The sequence below is a fragment of the Pedobacter sp. HMWF019 genome (genome assembly GCF_003061025.1).
GTDB lineage: Bacteria > Bacteroidota > Bacteroidia > Sphingobacteriales > Sphingobacteriaceae > Pedobacter.
Genome location: NZ_QAIL01000178.1, coordinates 1 through 19,835, shown reverse-complemented (window position 1 = coordinate 19,835; position 19,835 = coordinate 1). Strand labels below are relative to the sequence as shown.

Genomic DNA, 19,835 nt, shown 5'->3' with positions numbered 1-19,835 from the left:
TAAATATATACAACACCTGATTAGAAATATGGTGTTATAAATCGAAAAAATTGTGTTTTAATAAAATAAGCTTACTCAAAAGGAAATCCGAAAAATATTCAAGGGTAATTTTTTTATTAAAACACCATCATTTTATGTTATTGTCCAATTTTTTCTGTTTGCAATCTTATAATTTGCTCATAGTAAATAAAGCGGCGTGCTATCACTACATTAAAGGAAAAGATGAAAGGTCAATTTACGACCTATCTATAGATGATATTACTAGAACTAGTGGTTCAGTTTTAGTAATTGGTTAACGATTGATAAAACCGTTTCCATTTTATGTTAAGTTAAGTTTGAGAAGGGACTGATCTGGATAGAAAAGTCCCTTTTTTATTGGGTAAGCTTTTTTTAAACACAATTCTATTTGATTAAAACACCATCTTCTAAATAAATAATGGAATATTTTTGATGTACTCATTCATTGATAGTTTACAAAATAAGTATTGTGCTTAGGCGGCCTACTGGGGAGTTGGCCGCCATTTTTAATTACTGCTACTTTTTTTAAAACACCATGAATTTGAATTAATGTTCAATTTTAGGACTGTTCGTCAATCTATTTTTGAAAGCAAATAGATCGCGAATAAACAAAATGAGGGAACTCAGAATTACCCAAGCCATTACCATATCTTCTACAGATTCAATTTTTCGTTACCTCAACGAGTTAAGTAAAATAAACTTACTGAATAGCGAAGAAGAGGTCCATCTGGCTAAGAAAATCAAAGAAGGAGATCTCCAGGCTCTTGAGAAATTGGTTACCAGTAATCTCCGTTTTGTTGTTTCTGTCGCCAAAAAGTATACAGGTAGAGGATTATCTCTTGCTGACCTAATTTCAGAAGGAAACTTAGGGCTAATCCAAGCAGCTAAACGATTTGATGAAACGAGAGGCTTTAAGTTTATCAGTTTTGCAGTTTGGAATATTCGACAATCTATTATTATAGCTATTGGGCACTATGAACGATCGGTGCGCTTACCGACCAATGTTAGCTCTTATTTAGCTACTTTATACAAATGTCAGTCCATACTTGAACAACGTTTGGAGAGAACTCCCACTTTGGAAGAACTTGCTGAAGAAGCAAAAATGGATATAGATAAAGTTAGATATTGGCTAACGGTGGGGCAAAAAGAACAATACTTAATGCATATGGTGAATGAAGAAAGTGGACTTCGTTTAATAGATACGCTTGAAGATTCCTCCACAATAACCATTTCTGAAACGATTGAAGAAGAATCTTTAAAAATGGAGATTGAAAATGTATTAAATCACTTGCCTCATAGAGAACGGATGATTGTAAAACGCCTATTTGGAGTAAGCTTTGAATCTTCAACAGATATAGAATCTTTAGCTGAAGAAATGGGAATCAGTAAAGAGCGACTTCGACAGCTCCGCGAACGTGCGTTTGAGAAAATTAGAAGTTTGCTTCATGTAGATCGCTTGAAGAGCTACTTGTAATCCACTAGTTTGATAAAAAAAATAATTTTTTTTCTTTCTGATACACAGTGAGTTACGGAAGGCACAAAAAAGGTACAGCCATCTCTGTACTTTATGCGCATTCGACTACACAGTTACTTTGTATCGTAATCAACGGACTGATACTGAAGAAGACAGTTCAAATGTTTAATCGAAAACTTGAAAGAAGATGTTATCAAAAATTAGTTGGAGCCAATACCTAACAACAGTCTTAGCCATCCTTGTTTTGTATTATCTGTATGTATTTATAAGGTATTATGCTTCGGATTTACAAAAGGGCCCTAGTCAGCGAAAACAACCCATTCCAGATCCAGCAACATCTTATAGCAATGCGGCTGAGGTTGAAGAGCCATCTTATAAGAGTACTGATATGGCTTCTGAAAATACTGATGACTCATTTGAAAAAATTGAGTTATTGATTGAAGAGCTTAAACAGTACATGGAAGTTGAATCTAAGTCCTTACTTGTAAATGATAACATCGCTCATGATCTTAAACAAATTGTAGGAAAGTACCATTCCTTAAAATATACACCATACAAATCGGCAATTAATGAACTCATTCTAGCCGAATGTTCAAAATATGGACTCGCTACCCTTGATGAAAATGATGTAGATGGATTGTGGGAATAAATAGGTAGTGTGTGCCGTCTGTCGGGTTCCTGCCTGTAATGGGCAGGAACTAGCCGACAGTCTCAACCAGAAACAAGATGCCGCCGTGATTCTTAAACATAGAGAGAGTGTGGATGAGGAGCAGATAAGTGAAAAGAATACGGCGGTTCTTGAAAAAAATGATCATCCTTCTTCGTGCTGGGAAAGCGATTGTGTGAGAGGATAGAAGATAGCGATGGTCATATATCTCTGAATCCCCGCCTTTGACCCGGCGGGGATCTTCAGAAATTCATTAGCAAATTTTATTAAATAATTATAGATATGAGAAAGTGTGTTTTAATTAAAGAGAATTACAGGAAAGCTTCAGTATTGATTGTCCTATTAGCTGTCAACTGTATGACAACTTATGCTCAGAGCGGAGAAGACGGTATTAATGAGGCCACAAAGACAGTAAATGGGTATTTTGGTGCTGGAGAAAAACTAATGTATGCTGTAGGCGCCATCCTAGGTCTGATTGGTGCTGTAAAAGTATATACCAAGTGGAATGCAGGGGAACCTGATACGAGCAAAGTTGCTGCCAGTTGGTTTGGAAGCTGCATTTTCTTGGTTGTAGTTGCCACAGTTATTAAATCCTTTTTTGGCGTATAACACTCCGATTCAGATGGCAAATAGCGTATATACAATTAATAAGGGAATTAACAAAAGTATAGAGTTTAAAGGACTTAAAGCTCAATACATCTGGTATCTAGGTGGTGGAATTGTGATGGTTATGGCTTTGTTTGGAATCCTGTATGCCATTGGTGTTAGTCAATATATCTGTTTAATCGTTGCATTTGCTGCGGGTGGCGTGATGGTGATGAAAATATTCCAACTCAGCAATAAATACGGTGAACACGGAATGATGAAAATGATGGCAAAACGTAGTGTGCCAAAACTCGTTCGGTCAAGTAGTAGAAGCGGATTTATTAAACTAAAAAGCAGTAATCATGCAAAATGAAATTAACGAATTAAGGATTAAAGGAACCAGATTTACGATAGACAGAGAACGCCAGCTGCTTTACCAGACTAGGGATCATAACAACATTGTTTTCTTTGATGAAATGATTAATGCGGGTGCTTTCATGCTCCTCTACTATGATACCAAAAAGAAAAACACCAATGACCACCTGCAAGGCTCATTTGAACATGAAGTTTCCATTCCAATTAAAGCACTGTTACATCCTTTTAGTAAAAACCTAAACTATGTAGAAGCTTATAATGGAACACAGTTCCAGAATGGAGTGGAGCTCATTTTCGATCCTGTAAGAAATAGACTTGAACAAGAGTTACCTAAATATCAAATTGGAGAAGATTGGTTTATTGTAGACGTAGAAAGAGCTCAACTTCGACATGAAACATATCCCGAAAAAGTAATCCCATTTGATGTAATGACAGATATGGGGGCCTATTATACCTTCGATTTTGATAAGAATACTCAAATGGCTTATTGCCCATTCGATGATGATTTGGGCCAGATAATCAACGTCACAGTGCCATATATGGTCGATTTGGATAAAGAAGGTATGGCTGCTAAGTATGGTCTGTCGGTGGAAGTGGTTAATAATAAAACAGATTTTGATCTAATTATTAACCCAGAAGTGCTGTCTGAAAGAAAAAGTGGTATTCGCCCTACGGTTGGCATATTCCATTATCAATATGAAGTCAATATTGAGGAAAATAGCCTAATTAATACCGAAAATCCTAAAGTTAAAATTAGCCTAACAGATTTCGAATTGTCAGCAGATCACAATAGCCTAGTTGGTTATATAGACTTAAACACAGGCCGTGCATTTAACCCCAAAAAGATAGAAAGTCTAGATGAATTCCCAACGGGTATTGCACATGTAAGAATACCTAATCATCTTAATTTGGATTCATTTGCTTATGGCACCAAAAGAAATTGGCTCAGATCCTATCCCCCTGTAAGAAATCATAAAGCTGAAGTGCTCCCATTTTCAAATAATGATTACCGGAATCTGAAAATGAAATCAATCGATATTTTGAACAAAAAGGGAGTGAAGAAGGCTTCTAAGAAAAAATACAGCAATCATCTTTAAATTATAAATGCGATCATGGGAGACGAATTAGAAATAGTACTTGTTACGGACGTGTTTAAGCATGATAAACAAAATCGACAATTTGTGGATACTAAAAATGCGTCGAATGTTGTTGAATATGATGCATTTAGAGGTATAGAGAGAGCTTCTATGGTTACCTTAAATTATCATACAGGAATTAGAAATCACTATAGCGGTATGGATCCAAAGATACTTGATTTTGGACAACAGGTAAAAGTGAACATTCCGATACTAGCACTTGAAGGAAGCACTACAGACCAAAGAATCCTTGAAAGTTATAATGAACGGGCAGCAGATCAAAAAATGAAATTTCATTTTATTACCGAGCAGGATAGGAAAAGGTTCAAGGGAGAACTCCCGACGGTTAAAATTGAAAATACGGAATTTGAGATTAACCTAGAAAGCAAAAATCCTTATCTGAGGTCACTTGCAGAAACAAAGGATATTTTATTGAAAAATTGCAATCTGGATAGTGGAGAATCCGGCCATCGGTTCGCTTTCGATACCAAAACACAAACGTTGGCTAAACTTGACCTAAACACGATTACAGAAATTCCATCTCATATTGTTTTCGTAAAAATAGGAGATGAATTCGAACTGGACCCGGTTGGTGTTGCGCGACGATCAGAGCATTTTCCTGACACGGAATACTTAGCAAACCATCCCTATAAAGCGCGCCATGTGGCCGAAAGGATACCATGCCCGAAACAAGTCATGGATAAAATTCAAGAGAATCGTAAACGCGAGGGGCTTCCACCTTTAATAAATAAAAGACCTATTAAGTTAAAAGTATAACCTAATTCGAATGCTATGCCAGTAATAGATGACCAAGTTATTTTATATAACACATTATTTGAAGTAGATAGACCGCGCAAACGGTTTGTAGAAAGTGGAAATCGCTTAAACTCTATTCCTTTTTCGACATTTAAACAAGAAGGAGATAAGATGGTTATTGATATTGATCCTGACAGTAGAAGCGCTTATAAGCCTAAGATCGATAATCCCCTACTTCATGCTTTTATGAAAAAAGTTAAGGTGCCTAAATCAGTTTTTGAAAATGAGATTGGAGGCAACGAGAAATTAATTCAAGAAATCAATCAAAAGAGTTTCGAAGAAAAATCAAATTTTCAAATTTTAAATAGCGCAAGTAGATTTAGAATAAATGGAAAACGGCCAATTGTATCCATTGAAGGGGAGCCTTTTAAATTTCACCATGAAAAACAGTTGCTCATACACCTTATTGACGATAGCATCACTATCAGCACAAAATATATGACGGAAGTAAATGACCTAAAGTCCTTACAGTTCATATACAATAAAAAGACGAAGCGATCAGAGGAATTTTTAAACAAAAATGAACCTATCCCAGATCATCTAGTCTTAATAAGAATCCCTAATCCATTGAGGCTAGATCCGGTGGGAGAAGCCTTGAAATGGGATAAACCTGCACACGACTTTCTTGCGCAGTTTCCTTATAAAGATAATGTCGTTGCGAAAGTCGTTCCATGGAAAAACTTCTGGATAAAAGAAAAAATGATGATTGGAGAACAGAAGAAGCCCCAGTCTACAAAAATAACTCGATCGAAAAAAAAAGAAATGGCCTCCGGTAGTTAACTAGGAAAATTAATAGACTAAAAATTGTGAATATGGAAAAGTGGCTAGGAGATATTTTGCCTATTATGAGTGTAGAACATGATTGTATACTCTCCAAACAGGGTGACATTACAGTAGTTTATAAGGCAGATTTGCCAGAAATTTTTACACTCAGTGATCAAGACTATGAAGCTTTCCACCAAGCCTGGGGTAAAGCGATTAAGGTGATGCCGAAACACAGTATTTTACATAAGCAAGACTGGTTCATTGATTCGAAATACGAGGCTGACTTTACAAAAGACGATCATAGTTTTTTATCGCGCAGTAGTGATCGTTTTTTTAATGAAAGACCATATTTAGATCATTCTTGCTATATCTTTTTGACTAAGAAACCTACAGGCAGAAAGCCAAGTAGCAGTATGTTTTCAAGTTTAATTCGATCTTCTATTGTGCCAGAGCAAACCATCAATCCGATTTTATTTCAAGATTTTCTAGACTGCTGTGGTCAATTCAAGCAAATCCTTCAAGATAGCGGCTTTGTTAACCTCACCCGGTTGAAGAATGAAGACTTAGAAAGCCATCAAACAAAATCGGGATTGATAGAGCGTTATTGTTTCTTATCTGAGCGGGAGAGTGATTTTGTAATGAAAGATATGATGTTTGAGGATGGGATTAAAATTGGAGACCAGCACGTACAAATTTATACATTAGGTGATGCTGAAGATCTTCCAGCTTTATGCGGTTCAAGGATCAACTACGACAAATACAGTACAGATCGTACAAAGTTCTCTATCGGATTTGCCAGTACTTTAGGGCAACTTTTACCCTACAACCATATCTATAACCAATACATCATTATTGATGATGCGCAGAAGACCATTCAAAAAATGGAAAGTAAGCGTCTGCGTTTGCAATCCTTATCGGCCTATAGTAGGGAAAATGCGATTGCAAGAGATGCCACGAACGATTTTTTGAATGAAGCCATTTCAGAGCAAAGGCTGCCTGTAAAGGCGAATTTTAACGTTATGGTTTGGACCGATGATAAAGATCAACTGAAAGATCTTAAAAATGCGGTAAGCTCCGCCCTGGCCCAGATGGATGCTGTTGCAAAAATGGAATCTGCAGGAGCAGCGCAGATGTTCTGGGCTGGAATTCCTGGTAATGCTGCAGACTTTCCAGAAAATGATACATTCGATACATTTGCAGCTCAGGCTACATGTTTTTTAAACCTAGAAACCAATTATCGCACCTCTACAAGTCCAGTAGGGATTCGGATGGGAGATCGACTAACAGGAAGGCCACTACATGTAGATATTTCTGACGAGCCGATACTAAAGGGGTACTGTACGAATCGCAATAAATTTGTGTTAGGGCCCAGCGGATCGGGCAAAAGTTTTTGGACAAACCATTTTGTCAGGAGCTACTATGAACAAGGCACGCACGTGGTTATTGTCGATGTGGGACACAGTTATAAGGGCCTTTGTGATATGGTTAACGGCTATTATTTTACTTATGAGGAAAGTAATCCTATTCGCTTCAATCCCTTCTTTATTGGCGAAGGTGACAACCTAGATACAGAAAAGAAAGAGAGTATCAAAACACTTTTGACAGCACTATGGAAAAAGGATGATGAGAGTTTTAAGCGAAGTGAATATGTAGCTCTTTCCAATGCTATACAGCTCTACTATGAAAAATTGGATAAAGATCCTTCCATATTTCCAAGCTTCAATACCTTCTTCGAATTTCTAAGAGATGATTTTGTTGAGGTTCTACAGAATGATAACGTAAAGGAGAAAGATTTTGACATCAACAATTTCCTTTATGTACTAAGACCTTACTATAAAAAAGGAGAGTTTGATTATCTACTAAATGCTACTGAAAACTTGAACCTTTTACAGGAACGATTCATCGTTTTCGAACTTGACAATATTAAGGATCACCCTATTCTTTTTCCAATTGTGACCATCATTATCATGGAGGTTTTCATTAATAAAATGAGAAAATTGAAAGGTCTAAGGAAGATGATTCTTATTGAGGAAGCTTGGAAAGCCCTTATGAAGGAGGGTTTTGCGGAATACATCAAGTACTTATTTAAAACTGTTCGTAAATTCTTTGGAGAAGCTATAGTGGTGACACAAGAGGTAGAAGATATTATTTCTTCCCCAATTGTAAAGCAAGCTATCATTAATAATAGTGATTGTAAGATCTTGTTGGATCAAAGTAAATACCAAAATAAGTTTGATCAAATACAGGAATTACTAGGCTTAACTGATAAAGAGAAAGCTATGGTGCTTTCTGTGAATAAGGCGAATGATCCCAAACTTAAATACAAAGAGGTATTCATTAGCCTCGGCGGTGTCAGTTCTAAGGTTTACCGTACAGAAGTGTCTTTAGAAGAATACCTGGCCTATACTACAGAGCAGAGTGAAAAAGTGAAAATGATGGAATACGCGGCAAAATTTGGTGGAGACATCCGAAAAGGCATTGCGGCTATGGCTGCGGATATTAGGAGCCCAAAAAACTAAAATAATTAAGATCATTGAGTAAAAAACAGGAGGAATGGTGAGATGGAAAAGGAAAATTATTATCAGAAAAATCTAGAGACAAATAAGCTCAATATATACACGTCTAAAGAATTTTATCTGAGCTTGGATAAGGATAAAAAGGATGTGTTTAACCGATACTGTCTTTTTAGTAAACTGCAAAATTGTTGGATTTCTAAGGGTTTTGCCTACAGTTGTTCTCACATTACATCTCAATTAACACAAATGGGTTTTGAAAATCGTGGTGATGTAGGAGCAAAAATATCCTATGAAGAGCAGATAGAACGTGAGAAGGAGCGGGCTGAACGTCGCATAGAAAACTCTGAAATAAGGGCTGAAAAAGCAGAGTTGAAGTCAGACCAATTTTATAAACAGGCTAAGGGAATGGCTTCATCGATTCCTGGAGGACAACCCATTCATGTTGGCAGTAGGAATGAACAGAGAGATCGAAATTTTAGAGAAAAGATACATACGACTTACGGAAAAGCCTATAAAGAATCTGATAAAGCAGATTATTACAAGGATAAGGCGGAAACAGCGAAATACACAGCCGAAGGTGTTAAATTTTCTAATCCCAATTATTTAGAAAAAAGGATAAAGGAAAGTGAAAAGCATATCAGAATCTGCGAACGTAGATTAGCTGGTAAATATAATCCTAATTCTCCTGTTGTACCGATTAGCGAGTCTGCGAAGGCTTTTTTATAACGGCCGGATTGCCGAGGAAAGCGATAAGTTGGCCTATCTAACAAAGTGTATGAAGGATATTAATCCAGAATGGAGTTCTAAGACCAATAAATCAGAAAAGAAGAATAAGGGGAATCGAATTTAATTGAATGTAAGGGGATGAAAAAGATAGTAACTACAATGATGCTTTGCTTATTTATGATCATAGCGTCAACTCAACAAAGCCATGCTTTTATATGGGTTGTTGTTAACGCAGCAGTTAAAAAAGTGATAAAAGCAGCGGATCTACAGATACAACGTCAACAAAATAAAGTTATTTGGCTTCAAAATGCTCAAAAAGTATTGGAGAATACGTTAAGTGAAACTAAACTTGGAGAAATCAGTGATTGGACGAAAAAACAGAAGGAGCAGTATAAAAAGTATTACGAAGAGCTTCAACAAGTGAAAACCATTATTAGCTATTACCAGCGCATCAAATCTATTGGTCAAAAGCAAGCGGGCCTATTGAGAGCCTATCAACAAGCCTGGGCATTAATCCGTAAGGACGGTCATTTTTCATCAGATGAGATACAATATATGGGAAGAGTATATAATGGCATCTTAGACGAGAGTGTGGAGAACTTAGACCAAATCATGTTGGTGATTAATTCTTTTAAAACGGAAATGAGCGATGCCAAAAGGATGGAAATTATAAACACAGCGGCAGATAAAATCGATCAAAATTATGCAGATCTATTGCAGTTCAATTCTCAGAATGCAGTTTTGAGCTTACAGAGAAGTAAAGATGCGGCAGATGTAATTATGGTGAAACAATTATACGGACTTAAATAAAAGGATATGAAAACGTTAATTATCTTATTTGCATTTCTTGGACTGGCATTACAAGGTAAATCGCAGCTTCTAAGCAACATTTTTGCACAAAATGCCCAACAGAAAAAAAACCTTATTGCCTCCATTGCTGCTATAAATGCTTATAAAAAAGTATTGAAGGGTGGGTATAATATTGTTAAAGGTGGTCTTACTGCCATTGGCGATTTGAAAAAAGGTGAATTCGATCTACACAATGATTACTTCAACTCTTTAAAGTCTATTAATCCAAGCATTAAGAACTATAGCAAGGTGGCTGAAATTATCAATATGCAGGTCAATATTGTGAAAAAGTGTAAGAAAACCTATAAGCAGGTTGGTTCTAGTGGCCTATATTCTAGTTCTGAAATGAACTACGTTAATGAAGTTTTTGAAAGACTGTTTGCAGATTGCGACGCGGTCTTAGACCAATTGATTGATTTAACTACTGCTTCCAAACTAGAACTAAGAGATGATGAGCGCATGCAACGTATTGATTTAATTTATGATGACATGGTCGATATGCATGCATTTGCTGGAAATTTCTCAAATGAGGCCCTGGTTCTAGGCGCTTCGAGACAAAAAGAAGGAAAAGAAATTAATAGTCTACGTGGCCTACATAATCTTAATTAAATAAATACACTACAATGAAACCATCATAAGCAAACACTCACAAACAGAAATGAATACTGCTCATGATAGCTTCATAATCTTTAAAAATCAAATTATACTCTAATGAAAAAGATACTAATTATACTATTCCCTTTGTTCATTGCTCAAGGAGTATGGACAAAAGCCAAAGCCGATTCGATAGCTGAGTTACTCATTCAGTTAGGCTTAAATGTAGATAAATGGATTCAGTTGAAGGGGGTGCTTTCGGATATGAAAGCAGGATACAAAATAGTGAGTAAAGGATATGGCACCGTAAAGGACTTATCCGAAGGTAATTTTAACATACATAAAGTATTTCTGGATGCCCTAATGCAAGTTAGTCCAACGGTGGCGAAGTATCCAAAGATTCCTAAAATTGTTGAGTATCAGATCCATTTGGTTAAGGAGTACAAAGCTGCTTTTAATCGGTTTAAACGGCAAGGTAATTTTAGCGCGCAGGAACTTAAATATGTTTCTGGGGTCTATGAGAATCTATTTAATCAAAGTTTGGAAAACTTAGACGAACTGATCTCTGTCACAACAGCTGGAAAGATGCGGATGAGTGATGATGAAAGATTGAGAGCCATAGATAGGATTTATGTAGATATGGAGGACAAGGTTTCCTTTTTACACAGTTTCAATGACGACACCGCCTTGCTGTCCTTGCAAAGAGAGAAGAAGAAATTTGAGATCAATAGTTCAAGAAGACTTCAAGGAATCAATACACAACAATAAACCAGTTAATTAAATAAGATGAGACAGTGGAAAGGAATGGCCTTATTGGTCGTAGTGATGGTCGGAATATCATCTGTAGCGAATGCGCAGGTTGCGACGGAATTGCATGGCTTACAGTCGGTGTTGGATGGTGTACGTAAGGAAATGGTGCCTATGTGCGATAAATTGACAAAGGTGGGTCGGGGCATAGCGGGATTTGCTGCGCTTTGGGTCATTGCATCACGTGTATATAAATCTATTTTAAATGCAGAAGCGATTGATTTTTATCCTTTATTCAGACCCTTTGTTTTAGGCTTTTGTATTATTTGGTTTCCAATGGTGATCGCCTTAATTGACGGATTGATGGAGCCTACCGTGGCAGCAACGAATGATATGGTTCAAGATTCGAATTCGGCAGTTGAACGCTTATTGAAGGAAAAAGAAGATGCGATGAAAACTACCGACTTATGGAAAATGTATGTCGGAGATAATGATAAAGGGGATAAAGAAAAATGGTTACGCTATACCAAAGGGATAAAAGACGAGACCACCACCGTAGATGAAGGTTTTATGGAAAGTATAGGAACGGATATTACGTTTGCAATGTCTAAGGCACAATATCGATTTCAAAATTCTATTAAAGAGTGGTTAAGTGACGTTCTCCAGATTTTATATGAGGCTGCAGCCTTGTGTGTCAATACCATCCGTACTTTTCAACTGATTGTATTGGCCATTCTTGGGCCACTTGTATTTGGCTTAGCCGTTTTTGATGGTTTTCAACATACTCTTGCTGCATGGTTAGCGAAATATGTCAATATTTTCCTTTGGCTCCCCGTATGTAATATTTTTAGCTCCATTCTTGGGAAAGTACAAGAGGGGATGATTAAGCTAGACATTAATCAAATTGTTGATGCAGGTAAAACTTCTTGGTCCCCTCATGACGTTGCTTATATTATATTTCTGATCATTGGCATTATGGGCTATAGTACTGTACCAACCGTTGCCGGATATATTATGAACGCAGGTGGAAACAGTCCACTGGTTCAAAAGGTCACCAGTATGTTGAGCACGATGTCGCCGGGCTCAGTCGTATCCGGATTAGGTAAAGCCGCAGATACGGCAAAAAGTTACAGTGATGGTAAGGAGCATGGCTGGGGATCTGGTGTAGCAGGTGCGCTTGGTAGAATGGCCGGAGAAGGCAAATCAGATTCTCCTTATATGAAAGATAGACTTTCAGGTAAAGCATAAAATTATGATTGGGCCTTAATTGCCTTATTAAAAACGTGAATTAGAACTGTAAATATGGTGTTTAAAAAAATGAAAAATATAGATGAGGCTTTTCGGTACATTAAAATGTTCACCATAGTCAGCATCACTGGAAGTTTTGTAGTATGCTGCTTCGCGATCTACAAAAGTTATTCCGTAGTTAATGAAGCGCAGCAAAAAGTATATGTACTGGCTAATGGGAAAGCTTTAGAAGCGTATGGAGCGGACCGGAAAGATAATATTCCGGCTGAAGCTAAAGATCATATAAAGACTTTTCACCAATTGTTTTTTACACTTTCTCCAGATGAAAAAGCCATCAATTCAAATATTGCTAAGAGTCTATACTTGGCAGATGGTTCTGCAAAAATGGCTTATGACAACCTAAAAGAAAGTAACTATTATAATAATATTATTAGTGGAAATGTAAATCAAACCGTTCAGATTGACAGTGTCTATATAAACATCAATCAATATCCCTATTTATTTCGCTGCTATGGCACACAGCAAATCACTCGGCCTACTACTGTGGTTACACGAAACTTGGTGACTACAGGTTACTTGAGGAATGTGAACCGGTCAGAAAATAACTCTCATGGCTTTTTGATTGAGAAATGGGAAACTATAGAGAACAAGGATTTATCTATAAAAAGGAGGTAATGATGTTTAAGCTATTTAAAAGACAAGTACCAGAATCTACTGGCCAGTCGGATGGGAAAGATCGGATTGCAGGAGCTATAGCTACAAGATTTCTTCGCCTCCAGGTAGGATGGGCCAAATGGATGCAGAGACATTTTGAAGGATTTTCACTTTTTGGAAAAAAGCTTTGGTTGTTTGGCTTGGTTGCCTTAATGGGAGGTTATAGCGGATTTTTGATCGTACAGGGATTCTTTGCGAAGGATATAAGTTCAAAAGATCATACAAGTTCTGGATCCATCACTTTTAATCAACCCTTTAGAGAGAAGCAACATCTTGATGAAGATACAGCTCTTTTTCATAGACTAAAAAACTTTAGTAGATATATGGACAGTTTGGAATTGACTACCGAAGGGAGAATCGTAAAAGAAAAGATCCTTCAAGCTCACCCAGGTCTAATGGATAGTCTTCATGTTTTAATTAAAACCTATCCACAAAAACAATAATCACCCAGCTCAATACCTATTTAACAATATAAACTAAATTTTAGAATGATGAAGATTATAGAAAAACAGCCCCACTCGAAAGCTTATTTGAACCACCGAAAGTTCTTGTTGGTTCTTCCCTTACTCGGCTTGCCATTTGTAACCCTTGGTTTCTATGCTTTGGATGGCGGAAAAGGAACAGGCGAACCTGTAAATAAAAAGCAAAATGGAATGAATATGGACCTGCCTAAAGCAGAGAATACAGCCGATAGCACACTGGATAAAATGGCGTTTTATGATTTAGCCAGAAAAGATTCTATCCAAAAATCTAAGGAGGATCAAAGTGATCCTTACTATAAGCTACAAACTTCTTTAGATGGATCATTTGATTCTACAGTTGCTCCGAATTCAACCACGACTGCTCCTCCAAGCTCGGCATTTGCCCAATCCTTGAACGGGCCTAGTGCCTCTAATGCCTATTCAGGTCGTTCCTATAATGATCCAAATGAAAGACGTGTTCAGGAGAAACTGGCGGCTTTGAACGCCTCTCTAAATCAAGCAACGCAGCCAAAATCTCCAAGTATGGAGGATGCCTACAGACCAAGAGCAAGTTCAGGTACAAGTACTGCAGACATCGACAGATTGGAAAGCATGATTGGTAGTGTACAAGGAGGAAGCGGCGGGGGTGATCCGGAAATGCAACAAATCAATTCTGTGCTTGCCCAAATTTTGGATATTCAGCACCCAGAACGTGTTCAAGAAAGACTAAAAGAAACTTCAAATAAGAATAAAGGCCAGGTATATGCCGTAAGTTCTAATGTAAAACCCAATTTGATTTCCACACTAGACAAACCTGTTAAAAAATCTAATACAGGAAATGGCTTTTTTTCAATTGATGAGGTTGCGGGCGAAGATAAGACACAAAATGCCATTGAAGCTGTTGTTCATGAACAACAAACCATCACCACCGGATCAATAGTTAAGTTACGTTTAACTAATGACGTCTATATCAATGGGCAGCTAGTACCTAAAAATACCTTTGTTTTTGGAACTGCGAATGTGAGTGGTGAAAGGCTTGTTATAGAGGTGAATAACTTGAGATATGGTAAATCTTTATTTCCAGTGAAACTTTCTGTTTTTGATCTGGATGGTTTAGATGGCATCTATATTCCAGGCGCCATTAGTCGAGACGTGAGCAAGGCTTCTGCAGATCAAGCGTTACAAAGTGTTACTCTAGGAAACACCTTAGATCCTTCTCTCGGAATGCAGGCCATGGGAGCGGGATTGGAGGCCGCAAAAAGTTTAATGTCTAAAAAAGTCAAGTTGATTAAGGTAACAGTTAAAGCAGGCTATATGGTTTTGCTTAAAGATGCCAATCAGAAATAATCATCATATATACAATCAATCTATAAAAATTATAATCGAACAGCATGAAAAAGATAAGTGTACTGGTAGGGATGTGGTTAATGTTGTTAACCGGGCATCTTTTTGCGCAAGGCGCAAATATTGAAATGAAAGATCCACAGATACCATTGGTTTTTTGGCTATCCTTTACGAAAACAAGCAATTTTGTATTTCCTTATGCCATTAAGAGTGTAGACAAAGGAAGTAAAGATGTATTGGTGCAAAAAGCGAATGGCGTTGAGAATGTACTCCAGGTCAAAGCGGCTAAACTTGGTTTTACGGATACCAATCTTACCGTGATTACTGCAGATGGACAATTGTATTCCTTTATTCTGAAATATTCAGACCAACCCCCCATGTTAAATGTCCGATTTGAATCCAAAAACATGGATAAGCCTATTGTTCAATTTTCTGCGGAGAAGGATAATGATGCCCTAATGAATCAAACCGCTGAAAAAGTTGCCGTAAAGTTTAGAAGCATTAATAATATTAAGGATAGCAAGTTCTCCATTGCAATGCGCCTAACTGGGATTTACATTGAAAATGATCTCTATTATTTTCAGCTACAGCTAGAAAATAATTCCAATGTTAATTACGCTATTGATCAATTGCGCTTCTTTATCCATGACCAGAAAAAATCAAAGCGTACAGCTAGTCAAGAGGTAGAACTTACACCTGTTCAGATATTGGGAAATAATAAAGTCATTAACAGTAAATCTAAACAAACCGTAGTTATCGCCATCCATAAGTTCACCATTCCTGATAACAAGGAGCTGCTCGTTCAGCTGCAGGAAACAAATGGAGGAAGGCACTTAGTTATGAAAGTAGAAAATCGAAATCTCATCAAAGCTAGTTTCCTATAAACTGTCGGAGACAAGATTCATTCAATATTAAACTTAAAAATGAATGTCATGGTAGAAGAAAATTTAGATTTCTTAGAGAAACAAGTAGAGCATACAGGATTCGGAAGGAATGTGATCGGCTTTACGAATGAATTTATAGATCTAAGAGACGCACTGAAGGAAAACATGTCCAAAGAACCAAAAGCATTTACTTTAAAATACGCCTACATGGTGGGAAATGATGAGTTACAAGCGGTGCTGTGGTTTGATCGATCAGATAAGAACGGTTTCTATTATTTTAATTCCTACCATTTAGGGGTTTTAGGCTGGAACAATGAGCATGTGTTGGCCAGTAATTTCGAAGTGAAGGTCTTTAATAATTCACAGATTAAGAGGAAACCGGTAACTGAAGGTGATCAAGAGGTACCGGAAAAGCACATCAAGAATAGAAATATTACGGTTAGAGAAGCTTATAATCTCTTGTGTGGTGGCTCTATTTGCAAGGAAGCCCCAGATCAAAATAATTTTATTAAAGAAGTTTGGTTGTTGCTCGATTTTACACGATTTAAACCTAATGGCGAAGATTTTGAAATCATAAAATTTGATCCGGAAAAGGGCTATGATTTTGATTTGCTTAAAGAATTGGAAAAATTTCCTATTGAGGATTTGCCTGGGAAAAATACCGATGGCGGGCTAATTGAGTCTTTAAAGAAAGGGAATCTGGCTAAAGCCTTTATCAATATTGATGGCGTCGCCGTAGAGCATTACCTAGAGGTTGATGCGATGAACAAATGCATTAAGGTTAGCAATAGTGAATTTAAAGTATTAAGCCCCGAGGAAACAGCTGCCTTGCATAAGCAAGGCCATTTATTCTAATTTATCCGACCAGATAAAATTGGTCGAAATTCATTCATAGGAGTATTCATTTTATTCAATAGTCATGGAAAAGGAAGAGGAAATCAAAAACAGAATCCAGAAAGATCTGCAAGAGCGAAATGCCGAGGATGGTTCATTAAGAGCCAATCTAAGCTCCCCTGGAAACGATAAAAAACTAGATTTGGAGAAAATCAACTTTTTGAACAAGTTGGTTTCAACCTATAAAAAGGATATTGCCAATCCAGAGGAAGCACGTTGGCTTGAACATGCTAAGATTAACCAATCTGAACAAATAAAGAAGGTTTATAACACCCCTATGAAAAAATTGGGTAGGGCATTTGCTAAAGCATTTCCGAAAAGTGTTACCGCTGCATTATGGTCGAAAATAACCAAACCTATCGGTGAATTTAGAGATAAAGTAAAAAGCTCCGCTGCTGCACTATGGTCTAAAGCAACCAAGCCTATTGGTGAATTTAGAGATAAGGTGAAAAGCACTGCTTCTGCAATGTGGTCTAAAGCAACTAAGCCTTTTGTCGATCTTAAAGATAAGGTGAAAAACTCGGCTGCTGCACTATGGTCGAAAACGACTAAACCTCTTGTTGATCTTAAGGATAAAGCTAAAGAAAGTGTGAAGAAAGGCTTTAAGAATTTAACTTCAAAAGCAAGTGAAATGCTTGGCAAAATTACCAAGCCATTAACTGCCCTTAAGGATGCCATAATTAACCAAGCGGGGAAAGCTAAAGATCCAATAATGGATAATATCTTAAAGATATTAGCTTTTTTAAACAAGCAGTTGAGTGACGGGATGGAAGGACGTCCTGGAATATTCAATAATCAAAAAAACGGCCAACCTCTTGGATCTGAAACTTTATATATTGGGAAATATATGGGAACCATTGATCACACCCGGGCACCTAAGGTTAATACTTTCCAACCTGATCAACTTAGAGATTTTCTGAAAGAAAAGCAATTTTCTAGTGTTATTCCTGCATTAAATGAAGCAATTGCTAATGGAGATAAAGACTTTCAATTAAAAACTAAAAAGATTATCGGTGATAAGGTTGTGGGATATAACCTTAATTTTTCAAAAAACGATAATGGAACTATTAAGTTCAATTCTTTTGAAGTCGGAGTGAAAAATGAGGATAATCCTGGCACTTATAAAACTGTAAAAGTGCCAGTCAATGGAATGAATACACCTTCTAGTTCAGAAGCTTATAAACTTCTTTCTGGGGAAACTATTTGTAGGCAGGTGGAAACTTCACCTGGAGTGAAAGAGAACAGGCTGTATAATTTGAATGAACAGGATATGAAAAACAATCCTCATGATGTGAGGTTAAACGAATTTGTAGCAGATCGTCATCATATTAACAATGTAGTGAATTCGCTACCTCATCCACCAGGCACTACAGAAGATTATAAAAAGCAGCTGGTGGATGATTTGTGTGTAGGGAAAAAACGGGCCGTTCCTTTACAGGAAAACGGATTGAAGACTACTGTTAATGTACAAGTTGGAGAAAAGCCTGGGTTAATGAAGTATTCTGACGTAAATAATAAGCCAGTTAAATATTCTGACGTTAGGGCAAGTTTAAATCCTCCCAAAAAGGTGGTTGAGAAAGTTGGTCAAAAAGCTGAAAATAAGAAACCTATAAAAAGGATGCCTGCACGTCATAAATCTAAAGCTGCTTGATCTTATGGAACCTTTAAAACCCTTGGCAGAATTTTTTCTAGCCATTAGAACCGATTTTAGAATTAGTAAGACCCATATTGCGATTTACAGCTCGATTCTTTATTACTGGCAGACACGTGATTATCCGAGTCCCATTAAGGTGTTTAGTCATGAGATTATGTCTATTGCTAAGATAGAGGCATGTAGTACGTATCATAAGTGTTTGAAGGAGCTGGATAGTTTTGGGTATATTAGGTATGTGCCATCTTTTAAAAAGAATGACGCGAGTAGTGTTTACTTGGTGTTGAATAAGGGGGATGGGTAGGAACGGATATCGTTTTCCTATCTTGAATGACTTAAGTTATTTATAAAGCTTGGCTACTCGTTGACTAATATTAAAAATTTGCTCAACGAGAGATTTGGGTTCTAGAACTTTAACATCATCTCCATAACTTAAAATTATCATCTTAAATTCGTGATTTATAATGAGTTTAAGGCTGATGACAAGCCCATCAGAGTCATCAGTCACTATTTTTTGAGACCAATGTAAATGTTGGGTTTTTATATAATTCCCCTGTTTTGGTGAGAAATGTAAAACTACAGATTCGATTTTTCTGTCTTCCAAATTAATTCCTATGCAGTCCCGGAAGTAGTCGTCCGGATTATTAAAGGTATTAGAGACATACTGATTTGCAGATAAAGAAATATCTTGAACCCGGTCCAGAGCATAAGTTCTTAATTCGTTTTTTTGATCATTAAGACCTATTACATACCATCTATTATGATATTCTTTAACAAAATATGGATGAATTACCGTTGAGGGGCTTAACTCTAGATCAAATTTTTTATAAGTTATGTCTAAACATTTTTTATTTTCTATGGCTTCAATGATTGGGTCTAAAAATTCATGGCCCCGCAGATGCGGGGCTTTTTCGAATAGTATAAATGGGACCTGATCAGTCATATGTGCCTTTTTTGCTTCTTTGACAAATCGAATGACTTTGTCAATGGCACCTGAGAATTGGTTGAAATACTCAATGCCTCTGTACTGATTTAGGGTTATAGCCGCAATTCCTAGTAATCTTATGTCCTCATCATCTACAGGTATTGAAATAGAAAATTCTCTCGTATAATAGTATGCTTTCTTTTTGTGACAATACTCGATAGGAGCGTTCTGAAATGGAAGATCCTTCTCATTCTTCATATTATAGAAATCTTTTTCCAGCATACTCGGACTAAGAACAAAATCGGCTTCATTAAGAGCTTTTAAGATTTCTTTTTTTGTCCAGTATTTTTTTAGCTGGTGGTTGAAACAACGATCTATAATTGTATATCGTCTATAAGCGGATTTATTGATTCCCATAAAATAATTTCACTACGTAAATCCATTAC

The 19,835-nt window shown here is 36.9% G+C and carries 20 protein-coding genes; 19 read left to right on the top strand and 1 reads right to left on the bottom strand.

All coding sequences use genetic code 11. The annotated features are described in order from the left end of the window. The first annotated feature begins 631 nt into the window (after positions 1 to 631). From DBR11_RS11470 to DBR11_RS11380, 19 genes are all read left to right on the top strand, one after another. A complete protein-coding gene (locus tag DBR11_RS11470) occupies positions 632 to 1,492 on the top strand; it encodes an RNA polymerase sigma factor RpoD/SigA (RefSeq protein WP_108552721.1) in 861 nt (286 codons plus the stop codon). 187 nt (positions 1,493 to 1,679) lie between these two features. Beyond that, positions 1,680 to 2,141 (top strand): hypothetical protein, encoded by a 462-nt coding sequence (locus tag DBR11_RS11465; RefSeq protein ID WP_108552719.1) that lies wholly within the window; start codon positions 1,680 to 1,682, stop codon positions 2,139 to 2,141. A 300-nt stretch (positions 2,142 to 2,441) separates the two neighbouring features. Then, positions 2,442 to 2,768: a DUF4134 domain-containing protein gene (locus DBR11_RS11460; protein ID WP_108552717.1), complete on the top strand. Its 327-nt coding sequence runs from the start codon at positions 2,442 to 2,444 to the stop codon at positions 2,766 to 2,768. Between the two features lie 13 nt (positions 2,769 to 2,781). After that, positions 2,782 to 3,117: a DUF4133 domain-containing protein gene (locus tag DBR11_RS11455; protein ID WP_108552715.1), complete on the top strand. Its 336-nt coding sequence runs from the start codon at positions 2,782 to 2,784 to the stop codon at positions 3,115 to 3,117. Further along, the gene (locus DBR11_RS11450; RefSeq protein ID WP_108552713.1) at positions 3,107 to 4,216 is read left to right on the top strand and encodes a hypothetical protein; all 1,110 of its coding nucleotides are present in this window, start codon (positions 3,107 to 3,109) and stop codon (positions 4,214 to 4,216) included. Before DBR11_RS11455 ends, DBR11_RS11450 begins: the two co-directional genes overlap by 11 nt. A 15-nt stretch (positions 4,217 to 4,231) precedes the next feature. Next, on the top strand, positions 4,232 to 5,032 hold the full coding sequence (locus DBR11_RS11445) for a hypothetical protein (RefSeq protein WP_108552711.1): 801 nt from the start codon (positions 4,232 to 4,234) through the stop codon (positions 5,030 to 5,032). Between the two features lie 15 nt (positions 5,033 to 5,047). Further along, positions 5,048 to 5,851, top strand: coding sequence for a hypothetical protein (locus DBR11_RS11440; RefSeq protein ID WP_108552709.1), 804 nt, complete (start codon positions 5,048 to 5,050; stop codon positions 5,849 to 5,851). Positions 5,852 to 5,883: 32 nt separating this feature from the next. After that, positions 5,884 to 8,355, top strand: coding sequence for a TraG family conjugative transposon ATPase (locus tag DBR11_RS11435; protein ID WP_108552707.1), 2,472 nt, complete (start codon positions 5,884 to 5,886; stop codon positions 8,353 to 8,355). Positions 8,356 to 8,397: 42 nt separating this feature from the next. Further along, positions 8,398 to 9,078 (top strand): DUF3560 domain-containing protein, encoded by a 681-nt coding sequence (locus tag DBR11_RS11430; RefSeq protein WP_108552705.1) that lies wholly within the window; start codon positions 8,398 to 8,400, stop codon positions 9,076 to 9,078. A gap of 138 nt (positions 9,079 to 9,216) precedes the next feature. Next, positions 9,217 to 9,888 carry a conjugal transfer protein TraI gene (locus DBR11_RS11425; RefSeq protein ID WP_108552703.1) on the top strand — a complete coding sequence of 224 codons (672 nt, stop codon included), beginning with the start codon at positions 9,217 to 9,219 and terminating at the stop codon, positions 9,886 to 9,888. 6 nt (positions 9,889 to 9,894) lie between these two features. After that, positions 9,895 to 10,536 carry a hypothetical protein gene (locus DBR11_RS11420; RefSeq protein WP_108552700.1) on the top strand — a complete coding sequence of 214 codons (642 nt, stop codon included), beginning with the start codon at positions 9,895 to 9,897 and terminating at the stop codon, positions 10,534 to 10,536. Positions 10,537 to 10,638: 102 nt separating this feature from the next. Beyond that, a complete protein-coding gene (locus DBR11_RS11415) occupies positions 10,639 to 11,289 on the top strand; it encodes a hypothetical protein (protein WP_108552698.1) in 651 nt (216 codons plus the stop codon). An 18-nt stretch (positions 11,290 to 11,307) separates the two neighbouring features. Beyond that, complete coding sequence (traJ, locus tag DBR11_RS11410) at positions 11,308 to 12,516, top strand: conjugative transposon protein TraJ (protein ID WP_108552696.1); 1,209 nt, start codon at positions 11,308 to 11,310, stop codon at positions 12,514 to 12,516. Between the two features lie 69 nt (positions 12,517 to 12,585). Continuing rightward, complete coding sequence (traK, locus tag DBR11_RS11405; RefSeq protein ID WP_369974429.1) at positions 12,586 to 13,191, top strand: conjugative transposon protein TraK; 606 nt, start codon at positions 12,586 to 12,588, stop codon at positions 13,189 to 13,191. After that, the gene (locus DBR11_RS11400) at positions 13,191 to 13,673 is read left to right on the top strand and encodes a hypothetical protein (RefSeq protein WP_146186510.1); all 483 of its coding nucleotides are present in this window, start codon (positions 13,191 to 13,193) and stop codon (positions 13,671 to 13,673) included. The genes traK and DBR11_RS11400 overlap by 1 nt, the downstream gene beginning before the upstream one ends. Before the next feature lie 45 nt (positions 13,674 to 13,718). Next, positions 13,719 to 15,038 carry a conjugative transposon protein TraM gene (traM, locus tag DBR11_RS11395; protein ID WP_199233815.1) on the top strand — a complete coding sequence of 440 codons (1,320 nt, stop codon included), beginning with the start codon at positions 13,719 to 13,721 and terminating at the stop codon, positions 15,036 to 15,038. Positions 15,039 to 15,082: 44 nt separating this feature from the next. Beyond that, positions 15,083 to 15,919 carry a conjugative transposon protein TraN gene (gene traN, locus DBR11_RS11390; protein WP_108552691.1) on the top strand — a complete coding sequence of 279 codons (837 nt, stop codon included), beginning with the start codon at positions 15,083 to 15,085 and terminating at the stop codon, positions 15,917 to 15,919. A gap of 48 nt (positions 15,920 to 15,967) precedes the next feature. Continuing rightward, positions 15,968 to 16,774, top strand: coding sequence for a hypothetical protein (locus tag DBR11_RS11385; protein ID WP_108552689.1), 807 nt, complete (start codon positions 15,968 to 15,970; stop codon positions 16,772 to 16,774). Between the two features lie 64 nt (positions 16,775 to 16,838). Continuing rightward, complete coding sequence (locus tag DBR11_RS11380; RefSeq protein ID WP_108552687.1) at positions 16,839 to 18,464, top strand: hypothetical protein; 1,626 nt, start codon at positions 16,839 to 16,841, stop codon at positions 18,462 to 18,464. Positions 18,465 to 18,804: 340 nt separating this feature from the next. Here DBR11_RS11380 and DBR11_RS11370 read toward each other — a convergent pair whose 3' ends face one another. Next, the gene (locus DBR11_RS11370; protein ID WP_108552683.1) at positions 18,805 to 19,806 is read right to left on the bottom strand and encodes a YafY family protein; all 1,002 of its coding nucleotides are present in this window, start codon (positions 19,804 to 19,806) and stop codon (positions 18,805 to 18,807) included. Positions 19,807 to 19,835: the final 29 nt, after the last annotated feature.

What these genes read in the sequence shown, in the direction of transcription:
- DBR11_RS11415 (WP_108552698.1), top strand. Translation starts at nt 10,639, where the DNA reads ATGAAAAAGATACTAATTATACTATTCCCTTTGTTCATTGCTCAAGGA.
- DBR11_RS11430 (WP_108552705.1), top strand. Translation starts at nt 8,398, where the DNA reads ATGGAAAAGGAAAATTATTATCAGAAAAATCTAGAGACAAATAAGCTC.
- traK (WP_369974429.1), top strand. Translation starts at nt 12,586, where the DNA reads ATGAAAAATATAGATGAGGCTTTTCGGTACATTAAAATGTTCACCATA.
- traN (WP_108552691.1), top strand. Translation starts at nt 15,083, where the DNA reads ATGAAAAAGATAAGTGTACTGGTAGGGATGTGGTTAATGTTGTTAACC.
- DBR11_RS11420 (WP_108552700.1), top strand. Translation starts at nt 9,895, where the DNA reads ATGAAAACGTTAATTATCTTATTTGCATTTCTTGGACTGGCATTACAA.
- DBR11_RS11380 (WP_108552687.1), top strand. Translation starts at nt 16,839, where the DNA reads ATGGAAAAGGAAGAGGAAATCAAAAACAGAATCCAGAAAGATCTGCAA.
- traJ (WP_108552696.1), top strand. Translation starts at nt 11,308, where the DNA reads ATGAGACAGTGGAAAGGAATGGCCTTATTGGTCGTAGTGATGGTCGGA.
- traM (WP_199233815.1), top strand. Translation starts at nt 13,719, where the DNA reads ATGATGAAGATTATAGAAAAACAGCCCCACTCGAAAGCTTATTTGAAC.
- DBR11_RS11465 (WP_108552719.1), top strand. Translation starts at nt 1,680, where the DNA reads ATGTTATCAAAAATTAGTTGGAGCCAATACCTAACAACAGTCTTAGCC.
- DBR11_RS11400 (WP_146186510.1), top strand. Translation starts at nt 13,191, where the DNA reads ATGATGTTTAAGCTATTTAAAAGACAAGTACCAGAATCTACTGGCCAG.
- DBR11_RS11425 (WP_108552703.1), top strand. Translation starts at nt 9,217, where the DNA reads ATGAAAAAGATAGTAACTACAATGATGCTTTGCTTATTTATGATCATA.
- DBR11_RS11435 (WP_108552707.1), top strand. Translation starts at nt 5,884, where the DNA reads ATGGAAAAGTGGCTAGGAGATATTTTGCCTATTATGAGTGTAGAACAT.
- DBR11_RS11370 (WP_108552683.1), bottom strand. Translation starts at nt 19,806, where the DNA reads ATGGGAATCAATAAATCCGCTTATAGACGATATACAATTATAGATCGT.
- DBR11_RS11470 (WP_108552721.1), top strand. Translation starts at nt 632, where the DNA reads ATGAGGGAACTCAGAATTACCCAAGCCATTACCATATCTTCTACAGAT.
- DBR11_RS11460 (WP_108552717.1), top strand. Translation starts at nt 2,442, where the DNA reads ATGAGAAAGTGTGTTTTAATTAAAGAGAATTACAGGAAAGCTTCAGTA.
- DBR11_RS11450 (WP_108552713.1), top strand. Translation starts at nt 3,107, where the DNA reads ATGCAAAATGAAATTAACGAATTAAGGATTAAAGGAACCAGATTTACG.
- DBR11_RS11385 (WP_108552689.1), top strand. Translation starts at nt 15,968, where the DNA reads ATGGTAGAAGAAAATTTAGATTTCTTAGAGAAACAAGTAGAGCATACA.
- DBR11_RS11440 (WP_108552709.1), top strand. Translation starts at nt 5,048, where the DNA reads ATGCCAGTAATAGATGACCAAGTTATTTTATATAACACATTATTTGAA.
- DBR11_RS11445 (WP_108552711.1), top strand. Translation starts at nt 4,232, where the DNA reads ATGGGAGACGAATTAGAAATAGTACTTGTTACGGACGTGTTTAAGCAT.
- DBR11_RS11455 (WP_108552715.1), top strand. Translation starts at nt 2,782, where the DNA reads ATGGCAAATAGCGTATATACAATTAATAAGGGAATTAACAAAAGTATA.